Source organism: Streptomyces sp. NPDC001858 (assembly GCF_053594615.1).
The window spans coordinates 219,981-233,632 of the sequence record NZ_JBSFEV010000011.1 but is presented as its reverse complement, the minus strand read 5'-3'; the positions used below and the strand labels follow the sequence as shown (position 1 = coordinate 233,632).

The following is a 13,652-nucleotide window of genomic DNA, read 5'->3' as shown; positions in this document are numbered from 1 at the left end:
ATTGGCCCAGTGGATTTCCCACCGGTTGAACCATCAGCCCTCCTGATGCTGAGATGTCCCCGTCGATGGCGCTGCGGACCCCGCGGCGCCTTTCTCATGCCGTGGGTCAGGGCAGGGTGCAACAGCGTGCATCAGATGGGGAAAGGGCGGGGCAGTGTGCTGAAGAGGGCGTTCGTCGCACCGGATCCGGGGCGCGCGCGGCTGCGGTTCGCCTCCCGGGCGGTGCTCGGCATCGGGCTCGCCGTCGCGCTGTGCGGCCTGGCCGGGCATTCGCTGGCAGCCGCCGTCACCGGCGGTCTGGCCGCGCTGCTCGCCCTGTTCACGGTGACCGACCCGACGGTGCGGGGGCAGGCCGTCACGACCGCGCTGCTCCCCGTCGTCGGACTGCCGGTGCTCGCTCTCGCGGCCGTCCTGCACGACACGCCCGTCGCCCGTGACCTGGCCTTCCTCGCCGTCGTCGGGGCCGGGGCGTACGTGCGGCGCTGGGGGCCGCGCGGGCACTCGCTCGGCGTGTTCGCGTTCATGACCTTCTTCGCCGCCCAGTTCCTGCAGACCGTCCCCGCCCAGCTGCCCGAGCTGTACGCGGCGGTGCTGATGTCGCTGGGGGCGGCTTCGGCGGTGCGCTTCGGCCTGTGGTGCTACGAGCGCCGCTCACCCGTGCCGCCGGCCGTCGTCCCGCCGACCGGCGGCACGGGCCTGGCGCGGATCACGACACGGCAGGCGATGCAGGCGACGGTCGCGGCCGGGATCGCCCTCGTCGTCGGACAGGCGCTGTCGGACCAGCGGTGGTACTGGGCGGTGGGCGCGACCTGGTGGGTGTTCGTGAACACCACCTCGCGCGGTGAGACGCTGGTGCGGGGGTTCCGGCGATTCCTCGGGACCGTCATCGGGATCGCCCTGGGCCTGCTGGTGGCCGTGCCCCTGCACGGGGATCCGGTGGCGACCGCGGTGATCGTCGCGATCAGCGTCTTCGGCATCTTCTACTCCGCCGCCGTCTCCTACACCTGGATGATGCTCGCCGTCACGGTCCTGGCCAGCGCCCTCTACGGACTGCTCGGTCTGCTCGATCCGGCCCTGCTCGCCCTGCGGGTGACCGAGACGGCCGTCGGGGCGCTGGGCGCGGTGCTGGCGGTGCTGCTGGTGCTCCCGGTGACCACGCACTCCGTCACCGACGCCTGGGTGGAACGGGCGCTGCGCTGTGTGCACGCCTGCACCGCCGAGGCCGGCGCCCGGCTCGCCGGCTCTCCGACGGCGGACCCGGCCCGGCGCGTGGCCGAGCTGGAGCAGATCCTCGCCCGGGTCCGGCTGTCGCTGGCCCCGCTGGTGCATCCGCTCAGCCCCCTGCGGGCGCGCGGGGCGCGGGCCCGGCACGTGCTCGCCCTGCTCGACGACTGCGCCCGCGAGGTGCGCGCCCTGGCCGGCGTTGCCGCGGACCCCGAGGCCTCACACGACACCCGCCTCGCCACCGCCTGCCGCCGCGTCGAGTCCACAGTCGAGGCACTGACGGCCGACCCAGCCGAGGGACGGTCCCGCCCGACGCGGGCCACCGCCGCGGGGCCGGCCGAGGGACGGTTCCGCCTGGCGCAGACCGCCGCCGCGGGGCTGGCTGACGGACGGTTCCGCGCCACGCAGCCCGCCGCCGGGCCGGTCGACGGAGGGTTTTGTCCGGCGCAGACCGCCGCTGCGGGGCTGGCCGAGGGACGGTCCCGCCTGGCGCGGGCCGCCGCCGCGGGGCCGGCCGAGGGACGGGTCCGCCCGGCGCGGACCGCTGCCGCTGGGCCGGCTGACGGACGGTTCCGCGCCACGCAGCCCGCCGCCGGGCCGGTCGACGGAGGGTCCCGTCCGGCGCAGACCGCCGCTCCTGGGCCGGTCGACGGAGGGTTCTGCGCCGTGCAGACCGCCGCTGCGGGGCTGGCTGACGGACGGTTCCGCGCCGCGCAGACCGGCGCCGGGCCGGTCGATGAGGGGTCCCGTCCGGCGCAGACCGCCTTCGCTGGGCCGGTTGACGGAGGGTTCCGCCCCGTGCCGCCCGCCTTCGCCCGGCCGGCCGAGGGACGGTTCCGCCTGGCGCAGACCGCCGCCGCCGGGTCGGCTGACGGACAGTTCCGCCCCGCGCAGCCTGCCGCCGGGCCGGTCGACGGACGGTTTCGCCCGGCGCAGACCGCCGCCGCCGGGCCGGCCGAGGGATGGTTCCGTTCGGCGCAGCCCGTCGCCGGGTCGGCTGACGGACGGTGGCGCGCCGCGCAGACCGCCGCCGAGCCGCTGCGCGGTGCTTCGGCCGGGCCGAGCACGGCCCACCCGCACGTCCTAGCCCACCCTCACGGTCTGGCCCAGCTCCACGCGCACGCTCTTCCCCAGCCGCACGTCCTTCCCCACGCGCATGCCCTGTCCCACTTGCACGCCCTGGAGCTGGCTCTCCTCGAACTTGCCGGGCCGCTTCGCCGTTCCGGTCGGGTTCCGATGGGTGCCTGAGTGGCGTCGGCCGGTTGCCTGGGTGTGGCGAGTCGCGGCGGGCGGGATCGCGTGCCTGGTCTAGACCGCTCGTGATCGACTGCTACGGTCACCCCGAGCAACAGCGTCAGCAGCGACAGCGGCGACCCGGGAGGGGACAGCGGTGGCAGACCTCGGCGGAAGGCGACGGCGGGCGTTCATCGGCTCGTTCACGGCGGCTGGAGGGCCCGGGATCGTGGCCGCCGCCGTGGACCCGGCCAATGGCGCACTGACCCCGTTGAGCAGCGTGAACGGCGTACCGGACCCCTCCTATCTGGCCCTGTCGGCCACCGGGGACACGCTCTACGCGGTCAGCGAGACGGCGGACGGCGCGGTGGCCGCCTACCGGGTCACCGGCGACGTGCCCGAACCGGCCGGACCGCCCGTGCCGGTGGACGGCAGCGGCCCCACCCACCTCGCCGTGTTCGACGGACACGTCCTCACCGCCAACTACGGCTCCGGCAGCGTCAGCGCCGTCCCGGTCCACGCCGACGGCACCCTCGCCCGCGTCGCCTCCGGCGTCCTGCGGCACACCGGCTCCGGCCCGCACACCCGGCGCCAGCAGGCCCCGCACGCCCACCAGGTGCAGCCCGACCCGAGCGGGCGCTGGGCGGTCAGCGTGGACCTGGGGACGGACTCCGTGCGGGTGTGCGCCCTGCGCGAGGGCAGCCCCGTCCTGCACCGCGAGCACGCGCTGCGCCCCGGCTCCGGGCCGCGCCATCTGGCGTTCCACCCGGGCGGCCGGTACGCCTACGTCGTCAACGAACTCACCCCGACGGTCACCGTGTGCCGCTGGGAAGCCTCGGACGGCTCGCTGAAGCCGCTGGCCGAGACCGCCGTGCTGCCCGGCGCACCGGCCGGGGACGCCTATCCCTCGGGCCTCGTCGTCTCGCCCGACGGCCGGTTCGCCTGGACGGCCACCCGCGGCGAGGACGTCCTGTCCGTGTTCGCCGTCGCGGACGACGGGGAGACGCTGCGGCTGGTCGGCACCGTGCCCTGCGCCGGGCACTGGCCGCGCGCCCTCGCGGTCTCCGGGTCCGGCGACTTCCTCTACGTCGCGAACGAGCGCTCCGGCGACGTCACCTGGTTCAGCGTGGACCGGGCGACCGGACTGCCCCGCCGCGGCGGCTCGATCCCGGTCCCGGCAGCGTCCTGCGTGGTCCTCGGCTGAGCCCCGAGCCCTGAGCCCCGCCCGCCGGGTGCGGCGGCAGGGCCGAGCACGCGAGGGGCCCGCTCCTGATGGAGCGGGCCCCTCGCGTGGTACGGCGTTCCGACGAACGCTTCCGGCTTCAGCGCACCGGCGCGCCCTGCGGCTGCGGCGGGGCGATGCCGAGGGCGGTCGTGTACTTGGCCAGCGCCAGCTTGCCGATGGCCGGGTACGGGCCGAGTGCCTCGGCCGCCGCGCAGCCGACCTCCTTGGCCGCCTCCTGGACCAGCGTGGCGTCGATCTCCGGGCCGATCAGGTACGGCGCCAGCGCCAGCTGCTGCGAGCCCGACGAGCGCAGCTGCTCGGCGACGGAGGCGATGGAGCCCTCCTGGTCGAGCGCCGCGGCCATCACCGGCACGGCGAGCCGCGCGGCGAGCAGCATGCCGGTGATCCCGGCGGCCTGCACGGCCTCCTCGCCGCCGACGGAGGCCAGGACGATGCCGTCCGCGGCCGTCGCCACGGTGAACAGCCGGGCGCGGTCCGCGCGGGCCAGCCCGGCCTCGGACAGCCGCACGTGCAGCGCCTCGGCGAGCAGCGGGTGCGGGCCGAGCACATCGGTCAGCTCGGCCGCGATCCGGCTCTCCATGACGGCCTGGCGGACCTGGCGCAGCAGCGCGCTGTCGGGGCCGGCCAGCAGCGGCACGACGACGGCCACGGGGCCGTCGGGCTCCTTGACGTCCAGACCGGCGGCACGGGCCTGCTCGAAGCGGGCGGTGCGCTCTTCGGCGGCGTACGCGAGCACGGCCTGGAGCGTGGGGAACTCGCTGTCGTCCCCGTCGAGGTATCCGATGCGCGCGTCGAGGCCGGGAAGCTCGGAGCGGGCGATGCTCACGATCTCCTCGGCGAGGCCGCGCGTGGCCGTGCTGGGCGTGCCCGGCACCGCGAGCACGAGCGCGGGCGCGCCCTCGGGAGCCGCCAAAGGCTCGGGTCGGCGGTGCCGCCCGGGCTGGCGAGGTCGCGGCATTCGTACTGGCAGGCCGGACGCGGGCCCAGTGGGGGAGCTCATGGCGACGCATGTTACTGGCTTCTTGGGCTCCCCTGTTCGGGGAGGGTGCACGTGAGCGGTATCCGTCCGGTTTTGTCTGATGAGTTACGTGCGGATCAGAAGTGATCAGAGTGTTTTCCGGGCGACTTGCCCTCGAAGGAGGTAATCCGAGCCAATCCCCCATTTGGGCCATGACGTACGGCCCCTACGCGCGATGCATCACGATGCGTCACGCCCTCCGCACCACCGTCAGCAGCGTGTTCTCGCTCGGCAGCGTGAGCGTGTCCGTCGCCAGCGCGGTGGCGATGCGCACGGCGCCGTCCAGCGGATCGCCCTCGGGCGGCACCCGCACGGCGTGCGGCAACCGTCTCGCGAGTTCCTCCGCCACGGGGCCGAGCAGGGCCTCGCCGATCCGGAACAGGCCCCCGGTCAGGGCGATCCGGGACGCTCCGCCGGGCGGACACACCGCGGCGGCCGACTCCGCGAGATGCCGGGCCGCCGCGCGCAGGATGCCGGCGGCGACCGGGTCGTCCTGGGCGCACGCCGCGACCTGCGGCGCGAACGCGGCGAGCGCGGCAGCACGGTCCGCGCGGGGGTAGAGCTGACCGGGCAGCCCGGCCATCGGCCCGAACTGTTGTTCGGCGCAGGCCAGGAGAGCAGCCGACCCGCCGGGACGCCCGTCGTGGGCGCGCAGCGCGGCTTCCAGTCCGGCCCGTCCGATCCACGCGCCGCTCCCGCAGTCGCCCAGCAGGTGGCCCCAGCCGTCCGCCCGCTGCCATGCCGTCAGGTCGGTGCCGATCGCGATCAGGCCGGTGCCGGCCGCCACCACGGCGCCCGGCCGCGACCCGAGCGCGCCGACGTAGGCGGTGACGGCGTCGGCCGCGAGCGCGGTCGTCCGGACGCCGAACTCCCGGGCCAGCGCGCCGGGAAGCTCGGCGCGCAGGGCCTCGCCCAGCGTGCCGAGCCCCGCCGCGCCCACGACGGCCGTGGTCGGCGGCGGCGCCCCGGTCTCTTCCCTCAATGCCCGTACCAGCGGCACCAGTTGAGTCATCAGCTCATCCGGGTCGATGCCCCGCGCGCCCATGCCCACCGGCACCTCGGACGCTCGCCGGGCGAGTGCGCCCCGCCCGGCGGTTCCCAGGGCGACCCGCAGACCGGACCCGCCGGAATCCACGGCCAGGATGCCGCGATGGGAATCCGGGGCGGGGCGGGACCGGGCGCGGGAGCCGCTGGTCACGGCAGGCGCCAGTCCACCGGTTGGCCTCCCTGCCGGACCAGCAGGTCGTTGGCCCTGTTGAACGGCCGAGAGCCGAAGAAACCGCGGTCCGCCGACATGGGGGAGGGGTGCGCGGACTCCACCGCGGGCAGCTCCCCCAGCAGCGGACGCAGATTGCGGGCGTCGCGCCCCCACAGGATGGACACCAGAGGCTTGCCGCGGGCCGCCAGCGCCCGTATCGCCTGTTCGGTGACCTCTTCCCAGCCCTTGCCGCGATGCGCGGCCGGCTTGCGCGGGGCGGTGGTGAGCGCCCTGTTGAGCAGCAGCACCCCCTGCTGCGTCCACGGCGTCAGGTCGCCGTTGGACGGCTGGGGCAGGCCCAGGTCGGTGTTCAGCTCCCGGTAGATGTTGATCAGGCTGCCGGGCAGCGGCCGGACCTCCGCGGCGACCGAGAACGACAGTCCCACCGCGTGCCCGGGCGTCGGATACGGATCCTGTCCGACGATCAGGACGCGGACGTCGTCGAAGGGCTGCTGGAAGGCCCGTAGGACGTTCTGTCCGGCAGGGAGGTAGGTGCGTCCCGCGGCGATCTCCGCGCGCAGGAAGTCGCCCATCTCGGCGATCTTTCCGGCGACGGGTTCGAGGGCCTTCGCCCAGCCCGGTTCGACGATCTCATTCAAGGGTCGTGGTGCCACGGCGTCACCCTACTGCCGTACACACGGCGGTGATCAACCAGTGGCCAAGGCCGGACGCCCGCCCCCACCCGGACCCGGTCCATGATCCCGCCGATCCCGTCGATCCCGCCGAACTTGCCCAACCTGCCGATCCCGTTGGCCTCATCCGACCACCGCGGCCCGGACGCACAGCACGTCCGGCAGATGCGCGGCCAACTGCCGCCAGCTGTCGCCGTCGTCGGCGGAGGCGAACACCTCGCCGTTGCGGTTGCCGAAGTACACCCCGGCCGGATCCGCGTCGTCCGTGCGGAGCGCGTCCCGCAGGACCGTGCCGTAGTGGGCCTCCTGCGGCAGCCCGGCCGTGAGCGGCTCCCAACTGCGCCCCGCGTCCGCCGTACGGAAGACCCGGCACCGGCGCTCGGCGGGGACCCGGTCCGCGTCGGCGTTGATCGGGAACACGTACGCCGTGTCCCCGCGGCGGGGGTGCGTGGCGACGGCGAAGCCGAACGTGGAGGGCAGGCCCGCGCCGATGTCCGTCCACCGCCCGCCCGCGTCGTCGCTCCGGTAGACGCCCCAGTGGTTCTGGAGGTAGAGACGGTCCGGGTTCGCCGCGTCCCGTGCGACCTTGTGCACGCACTGGCCGAACTCCGGGTTCGGATCCGGCAGGAACACCGCGGAGACACCGGAGTTGGAGGGCTCCCAGCTCGCGCCGCCGTCGGTCGTGCGGAACACGCCCGCGGTCGACACGGCCACGGTCACGGACTTCGGGTCACGCTCGTCGGTGAGGACCGTGTGCAGGCCCTCCCCGCCACCGCCCGGCACCCACTGCGAGCGGGTCGGATGCTCCCACAGCGGGCGGACCAGCTCGAAGCTCTCGCCCCGGTCCTCCGAGCGGTACAGCGCGGCCGGTTCCGTGCCCGCGTACACCACGTCCGGCTCGGCGGCCGACGGGTGCAGCTGCCAGACCCGCTCCAGCGAGGCCTCCGTGTCCTGCGGGAACCTGACAGCCTGTCTGGCCGGTTCGGTCCACGTCCGGCCGAGGTCGTCGGAGTGGAACACCGATGGGCCCCAGTGCGCGCTGTCGCCGCCGGCCAGCAGCCGCGGGCGGTCGCCGCGGGTGTCGACGGCGACCGAGTAGATCGCCTGCGCGTTGAAGTAGGGGCTTTCGTCGAACTCCCAGGCGCCACCTCGCCGACGCCCGATGAACAGGCCCTTGCGCGTGCCCACGGCGAGCAGTACCTCGGTCATGCCGATCACCTCCGCTGCGTCTTCGACGTCTTCGTCCCAGACACCGGCCAGTCTGCACCCCGCCACTGACAGTCACCTCTGGAAACACCGTCGCCGCAGGTCACAGCGGTCACGGCGGGCTGCGACCGCCGTAGATCACCCGCTTTCGCCGGTCTGTCCGCGCGGCCGCCGAGGCGCCTGGGACGTGCGTGGGACCGTCCGGACCAGGCGCTCGCTGAGCATCGGGCCCGCCCGCCGCGTATGGGAGGGCAGCCGGGATGTTCAGGTGTTCATGAGGAGGAAGCCTTCGATGGCGTTCCGTGGTCCGAAGGTGTGGCTGTGGCGCTGGCGACGCAATCCGCTCAAGCGTCGCGCCGACACGGTGGAGTCCTGGGTGGTGCTCGGCGTGTGGGCGCTGACCCTTCTCGCCGGGGTGCTGGCGGGGTGGGCGACCGCGGGGTCCGTCGAGAACGGCCTCGCGCGCGAACGCGTCGAGTGGCGGCCCCTGGTGGGGCGACTGACCGAGCAGGCCCCGGGCAAGGCCTCGGCGAGCGGTTCCTCCAGCGGCGATCGGGTGTGGGCCAAGGTCGGCTGGACCGGCCCGGACGGCTCCGGGCACACCGGCCAGGTCCGGGTCGGCCCCGGCAGCGCCGTCGGCACCCCGGTCACGGTCTGGACGGACCGGCAGGGCCGCCTGGTGACCCAACCGGCCACCGCGGCCCAGGCCAGACTGCGCGCGTCCCTCGTCGGCGGCCTGGCAGGCGTCGGCGCGGCCGCGCTGCCCCTCGCGGGCGGCCGGGTCCTGCGGGGCCGCCTGGAGCGCCGACGCGTCGACCAGTGGGACACCGACTGGGCCCGCTTCGCAGCCCTCTGGGGCCGCCCGACGGGCTGACCCGGCCGAGTCGTAGCCCGAGGGCCGCGCCCGCCGGGCCTGGGAGCGGGCCGGGCGAAGTCGGCAGCGGTTCGGCAGCGCCTCTTTAGGGGCGCGGGGAACTGCGCGACCAGCCACGACGGCGCCGCAGCAGAACGACGACACATCGCGGCACTTCCAGCGGAGCGCTTCCGTGCCCCAGCTCTGCGCCCGCGGGTCAGTTCATCGCGGGAAGGCTCCGTTCCAGGATCGTGCCGAGGCCGGCGCCGTCCGGGAGGGTGCCGAAGCCGTGGCCCCAGTCGCCGGCCAGCCGGGTCGCGCAGAAGGCGTCGGCGACGGCCGGCGGGGCGTGCCGGACCAGGAGGGAGGCCTGGAGGGTGAGAGCCATCTGCTCCACCAGACGGCGGGCCCCGGCCGGCGTCGCCTCGCCCAGCCGGGCCTTCAGCCGTACGACCGCCGCGTCGAGGCGGGCGTCCGCCCCCTGCGCCAGGGCGAGTTCGCCGAAGAGGGCGTCCGCGGTGGCCGGCTCGCGGCTCAACGCCCGCAGCACGTCGAGGGCGTTGACGTTGCCCGAGCCCTCCCAGATCGACAGCAGCGGCGCCTCGCGGTAGTGCCGGGGCATCCCGGAGTCCTCCACGTACCCGTTGCCGCCCAGGCACTCCAGGGCCTCCGCCGTGAAAGCCGGACCCCGCTTCGTCACCCAGTACTTGCCGACAGCGGTCGCGATCCGCCGGAAGGCCTGCTCGCCGGCGTCCCCGCGCACCGCCCGGTCGGCCGCCCCGGCCAGCCGCAGCGTGAGCGTGGTGGCGGCCTCCGACTCCAGCGCCAGGTCGGCCAGCACGTTGCGCATCAGCGGCTGGTCCAGCAGCCGCGCGCCGAACGCGCTGCGGTGCCATACGTGATGGCCCGCCTCGACGAGCGTCTTGCGCATCAGCGTCGCCGACATCATCACGCAGTCCAGGCGGGTGCAGTTGACCATCTCGATGATGGTCTTCACACCCTGTCCCTCGGGCCCGACCAGCCAGGCCACGGTCCCGTCGAACTCGGGCTCGGAGGACGCGTTGGAGCGGTTGCCCAGCTTGTCCTTGAGCCGCTGGATGCGGAACGTGTTGCGGGCGCCGTCGGGCAGCACGCGCGGCACGAGGAAGCAGGACAGCCCGCCCGGCGCCTGCGCCAGGACCAGGAAGACGTCGCACATGGGCGCCGAGGTGAACCACTTGTGCCCGCGCAGGGTGTACACACCGGGCTCCGCGGTGGGCGCGGCCGTCGTCGTGTTCGTCCGGACGTCGGAACCGCCCTGCTTCTCGGTCATGCCCATGCCCGCGAGCAGCCCGCGCTTCTCCGTCGGCGTCCGCAGCCCGGGCTCGTACACCCGGCTCGTCAGCAGCGGCTCGTAGACCGCGGCGAGCTCCGGCTGACGGCGTAGCGCGGGGACGGCCGCGTAGGTCATCGACGTGGGACAGCCGTGCCCGGCCTCCGTGTGCCCCCACGCGAGACCGCCCGCCGTGCGGGCCACATGGGCGCCGGGCAGGTCGTCCGCCCAGGGCGCCCCCGCCTGGCCCTCGGCGACCGCGACCCGCATCAGCTCGTGCCAGCTCGGATGGAAGTCGACCTCGTCGACCCGGTGCCCGTAGCGGTCGTGCGTGCGCAGCACCGGCTCGTGCCGGTTGGCCAGGTCGGCCCACTCCTGCGCCTCGACACCGCCGGCCAGCAGCCCGATCCGGCGGACGTCCGGCTCCGCCCACCCGGCGCCCTCCCGATGCAGCCCCTCCAGCAGGGCGGCGTCCGCGGAGGCGTCGTACGGAGCGAGCGGGGGTGGCTGATTGACGACGTCGTGAGTGACGTACGACGCCGGTCCCCGCAACGGCTCTGTCTGTGGCTGTTGTGCCTCTGCCTGTGCCTTTGTCTGTGCCTTTGTCTGTGACTGCGCGAGTGTGTAGGCCATGCCATCCATGTTGCACTCTTGCTGCGGCTGTAGCAACAGTGCAACATCGGATGGCGCACGTAAGGTACGTCCCTATGCGGATGAACGTCTCGGCGGAGCCCGGCGGGGTCGACCTGCCCCCGCTGTCGGCGCGGTCGGTGGTCCTGAGCCTGTTGCTGGGCACGCACCCGCCCCAGCTCGCGGCGAAGGACCTGGTACGCGGGCTGGAGCTGTTCGGCGTCGGGGGCTCGACGGTCCGCGCCGCGCTCAGCCGGATGGTGACGGCGGGCGACCTGCGGCGGACGGACGGCGTCTACCGGCTCAGCGACCGGCTGCTGGAGCGCCAGCGACGACAGGACGACTCCCTGCACCCGGACACGCGCGCGTGGGACGGCGACTGGGAGACGGCCGTGATCACCGCGACGGGCCGCGGCCCCGCCGAACGCGCCGAACTGCGCACCCGGTTGAGCGCCCTGCGGCTCGCCGAACTCCGCGAGGGCGTCTGGCTGCGGCCGGCCAACCTGGGACGGCCCTGGCCCCCGGACCTGGACGACGTCCTCCAGCGGTTCACCGCCCGCCCCGCGGCCCCCGCCCGGGAGCTGGCCGCGAGCCTGTGGCCGCTCGACGCGTGGGCGGAGACGGCCCGGGCCCTGCTCGCCCACGTCGATCGGACGGAACGGCCCGCCGACCGCATGACCGCCCTCGCGGCGGTCGTCCGGCATCTGCGCGCCGACCCCGTGCTGCCGACCGCCCTGCTCCCCGCCGACTGGCCGGGCCCGGCGCTGCGCGGCACGTACGACCACCACCAACGGGTGCTCACCGAAACGGCGTTGGGACCCGGGCGGTAGCCGCGACCGGCCCGAAGACGGGGCGGGCGGCCGTGCGAAGCGCCGTGCGGGGACGCTTCGTACGGCCGCCTTCACCGGCGGGGGCGACGGTGTGCGGGAGGCTACTTGTAGGTGATGTCGGCCGCCGTGTAGTTGCAGTACGTGCCGTCGGCGCTGGTGCCGTTGGTGGTCGGCTCCGCGCCCGTGTTGTTCCCGATGTACTTCTGGCAGGGGATGATCTTCTTGCTGCTGTCGCCGACCACGGTGATGACGCGCAACGCCACGGAGTCGCCGTAGTTGGTGTTGATACCGGCGATCCGGCCGCCCGGGTAGGTGACCTCGATGGTGTTCAGGATGATCGTCCGCTTGTACTGCGTCGAGCAGTTGCCGCAGGACCGGACGAAGGTGCCGAAGTTCTGCACGGCGAACTTGGAGACGACCAGCTTGCCCGCGCCGTTGAACTGGAACACCTTGTCGCTGGCGGCCTTCGCGCCCCCGCCGTAGACCGTGTAGACGCTGGACGAGGAGGTGCCCTTGAAGGTGGCGGCGTCCTCGCCGACGTCCTCCCACCACACGTTCTGCAGTGTGCAGCTGCCCTTGCAGTGGACGCCGTCCGCGGCCGGGGCGCCGATGATGACGTTCTTCAGGACGGCGCCGTCGGCCAGCTCCAGGATCGGCCCCTGGTCCTCGTCCTGGCCGCCGCTGCCCAGGTCGCCGGTGCCGTAGAGACGGATGTACCCGTAGTCCTTGGTTCCGGACACGGAGATGGTGGAGGAGACGGCCTGGCTGCCGGTCGCGGTGGGCCAGGTGGCGGCGTTCGCGGGCGACGCACCCATTGTCGTGATCATGCCAATCGATAGGCCGAGGGCGGCCAGTATGCCGGTCAGCGCGCGCAGGAAGGTGCGCGGACGTGCCGAAGAAGTCATGTCCCGGTTCCTTCTTCCTCGTTGGGGGTGGTCAGAGCTTTCCGGCGCCCGCACCGGACGTCACCGAGGCGACGACGGAGGAGGCGGGCTCGGCGGTGTAGCTGTACGGCGGCTTGGTGAAGGTTCCGACCTGCGACACCTCGGTCGTGGCGCCGCCGAGGTCGTTGCCGGTCAGGTTGGCGTAGCCGTCCACGTCGCTGTCGCGGTTCGTGGTGACGGCGACCGGTGTCGAGCGGAAGACGTTGTTCTCGACGAGCACCTGCGCGCCCATGCGCGAGTGGACGGCCGTCTCGGCCCCGACGACGTAGTTGTCGTAGAAGTGGCCGGTGCCGAAGCGCAGGCTGGGGATGCGCGAGTAGACGTTGCTGAAGAGGTTGTGGTGGTACGTCACCCTCAAGTGGCCTGTGTCCTCGGTCGAGTTGTTGTCGCTGTGACCGACGAGTGAGCCTTTGTAGTGGTCCTTGAAGGTGTTCCACGACACCGTCATATGGTCGGAGGCGTGGTTGATGTCCAGCAGGCCGTCGTAGTAGTCCTTGTCGTGATCGCGGTCGGCCGAGAAGGAGTTGTGGTCGATCCACACCTTCGTGGAGGCCTGGACCTCGATGCCGTCGGCGGGCTTGAGCGGCTTGCTGATGTTCAGGTTGCGGATGACGACGTTCGTCACCTTCTTCAGGCGCAGGCCCCCACCCGCGAATCCGGAGGCCGAACCGACGCCCAGGACCGTGGTGTTGGACCCGACGTCGACCTGACCGCTCAGCGGGATCAGGCCGTTGACCCGCACGACCTTCGCCGTGCTGCCGGTCACCGCCGTCTTGAAGGCGTCCAGCGTCGAGACGGTGACGGCGGTCGCGCTGCCGCCGCCGGTCGTGCCGGCGCCGAAGCCGATCGGCGCGCTGTCGGCGGCGCCCGCCGACTGGGGGAGGGCGAGGACCGCCGCCGTGGCGAGAGCGGCGGCCGCCGCCACCGGAGCGGATCGCTGTGCGGGAGAGCGTGGGGGGCCGATACGCATGCGGGTGCGTCCCTTCGGGGGAGGGGAGTATGTCGCGTGATGCAGGTGCTTCAGATATGTGACTGATGTTCTCGATGTTGAACATGCGGCACGTGCAGTGCGGCCCTTTGTGGGGATCGGGCGAGCGGCTCGGTCACACTGCTGAACGGAACGTAGGGGGCAAGCGCTTTCTAGTCAACGCTTCGCGCAGAACGCTTTCGGCCGTGCGGTCAGCCTCGGCCGATCGGCAAGGGCTTCCCGGGAGTTGCCGTGGGAGCGCTTCCATGGCGGGCGTGTGCATGCCACCATGCGAAGCG

11 protein-coding genes are annotated in these 13,652 nt (G+C 73.6%); 4 read left to right on the top strand and 7 right to left on the bottom strand.

What is annotated here, in order from left to right; all coding sequences use genetic code 11:
- The first annotated feature begins 156 nt into the window (after positions 1–156).
- Together ACWCPF_RS19025 and ACWCPF_RS19020 are read left to right on the top strand one after the other, a co-directional pair.
- Positions 157–2,472, top strand: coding sequence for an FUSC family protein (locus tag ACWCPF_RS19025; protein WP_451046239.1), 2,316 nt, complete (start codon positions 157–159; stop codon positions 2,470–2,472).
- 142 nt (positions 2,473–2,614) lie between these two features.
- A complete protein-coding gene (locus tag ACWCPF_RS19020; RefSeq protein WP_451046184.1) occupies positions 2,615–3,661 on the top strand; it encodes a lactonase family protein in 1,047 nt (348 codons plus the stop codon).
- A 118-nt stretch (positions 3,662–3,779) separates the two neighbouring features.
- Here ACWCPF_RS19020 and ACWCPF_RS19015 read toward each other — a convergent pair whose 3' ends face one another.
- The 4 genes from ACWCPF_RS19015 to ACWCPF_RS19000 form a co-directional block, all read right to left on the bottom strand.
- Positions 3,780–4,703, bottom strand: a complete 924-nt coding sequence (locus tag ACWCPF_RS19015; RefSeq protein WP_451046183.1) for a sirohydrochlorin chelatase — start codon at positions 4,701–4,703, stop codon at positions 3,780–3,782.
- A gap of 208 nt (positions 4,704–4,911) precedes the next feature.
- A complete protein-coding gene (locus ACWCPF_RS19010; RefSeq protein ID WP_451046182.1) occupies positions 4,912–5,919 on the bottom strand; it encodes an N-acetylglucosamine kinase in 1,008 nt (335 codons plus the stop codon).
- Entirely contained in the window at positions 5,916–6,593 is a 678-nt protein-coding gene (locus ACWCPF_RS19005) for a uracil-DNA glycosylase (protein ID WP_451046181.1), read from the bottom strand. The genes ACWCPF_RS19010 and ACWCPF_RS19005 overlap by 4 nt, the downstream gene beginning before the upstream one ends.
- 141 nt (positions 6,594–6,734) lie before the next feature.
- Positions 6,735–7,886, bottom strand: a complete 1,152-nt coding sequence (locus ACWCPF_RS19000; protein WP_451046180.1) for a WD40/YVTN/BNR-like repeat-containing protein — start codon at positions 7,884–7,886, stop codon at positions 6,735–6,737.
- 223 nt (positions 7,887–8,109) lie between these two features.
- Between ACWCPF_RS19000 and ACWCPF_RS18995 the strand changes: the two genes are divergently transcribed.
- A complete protein-coding gene (locus tag ACWCPF_RS18995) occupies positions 8,110–8,691 on the top strand; it encodes an Rv1733c family protein (protein WP_451046179.1) in 582 nt (193 codons plus the stop codon).
- A gap of 196 nt (positions 8,692–8,887) precedes the next feature.
- Here ACWCPF_RS18995 and ACWCPF_RS18990 read toward each other — a convergent pair whose 3' ends face one another.
- Positions 8,888–10,615 carry an acyl-CoA dehydrogenase family protein gene (locus ACWCPF_RS18990; protein WP_451046178.1) on the bottom strand — a complete coding sequence of 576 codons (1,728 nt, stop codon included), beginning with the start codon at positions 10,613–10,615 and terminating at the stop codon, positions 8,888–8,890.
- Between the two features lie 74 nt (positions 10,616–10,689).
- Between ACWCPF_RS18990 and ACWCPF_RS18985 the strand changes: the two genes are divergently transcribed.
- Complete coding sequence (locus ACWCPF_RS18985) at positions 10,690–11,442, top strand: PaaX family transcriptional regulator C-terminal domain-containing protein (protein WP_451046177.1); 753 nt, start codon at positions 10,690–10,692, stop codon at positions 11,440–11,442.
- A gap of 101 nt (positions 11,443–11,543) precedes the next feature.
- On the opposite strand, the gene ACWCPF_RS18980 is transcribed toward ACWCPF_RS18985, so the two are convergent.
- Together ACWCPF_RS18980 and ACWCPF_RS18975 are read right to left on the bottom strand one after the other, a co-directional pair.
- The gene (locus ACWCPF_RS18980; RefSeq protein ID WP_451046176.1) at positions 11,544–12,347 is read right to left on the bottom strand and encodes a pectate lyase; all 804 of its coding nucleotides are present in this window, start codon (positions 12,345–12,347) and stop codon (positions 11,544–11,546) included.
- Positions 12,348–12,378: 31 nt separating this feature from the next.
- Entirely contained in the window at positions 12,379–13,356 is a 978-nt protein-coding gene (locus ACWCPF_RS18975) for a pectate lyase family protein (RefSeq protein ID WP_451046175.1), read from the bottom strand.
- Between the last annotated feature and the right edge of the window lie 296 nt (positions 13,357–13,652).

Bases quoted from the DNA above. Each gene is read 5' to 3' on its own strand.
- ACWCPF_RS19015 (WP_451046183.1), bottom strand. From the start codon at position 4,703: ATGAGCTCCCCCACTGGGCCCGCGTCCGGCCTGCCAGTACGAATGCCG.
- ACWCPF_RS18995 (WP_451046179.1), top strand. From the start codon at position 8,110: ATGGCGTTCCGTGGTCCGAAGGTGTGGCTGTGGCGCTGGCGACGCAAT.
- ACWCPF_RS18990 (WP_451046178.1), bottom strand. From the start codon at position 10,615: ATGGCCTACACACTCGCGCAGTCACAGACAAAGGCACAGACAAAGGCA.
- ACWCPF_RS18985 (WP_451046177.1), top strand. From the start codon at position 10,690: ATGCGGATGAACGTCTCGGCGGAGCCCGGCGGGGTCGACCTGCCCCCG.
- ACWCPF_RS18980 (WP_451046176.1), bottom strand. From the start codon at position 12,347: ATGACTTCTTCGGCACGTCCGCGCACCTTCCTGCGCGCGCTGACCGGC.
- ACWCPF_RS18975 (WP_451046175.1), bottom strand. From the start codon at position 13,356: ATGCGTATCGGCCCCCCACGCTCTCCCGCACAGCGATCCGCTCCGGTG.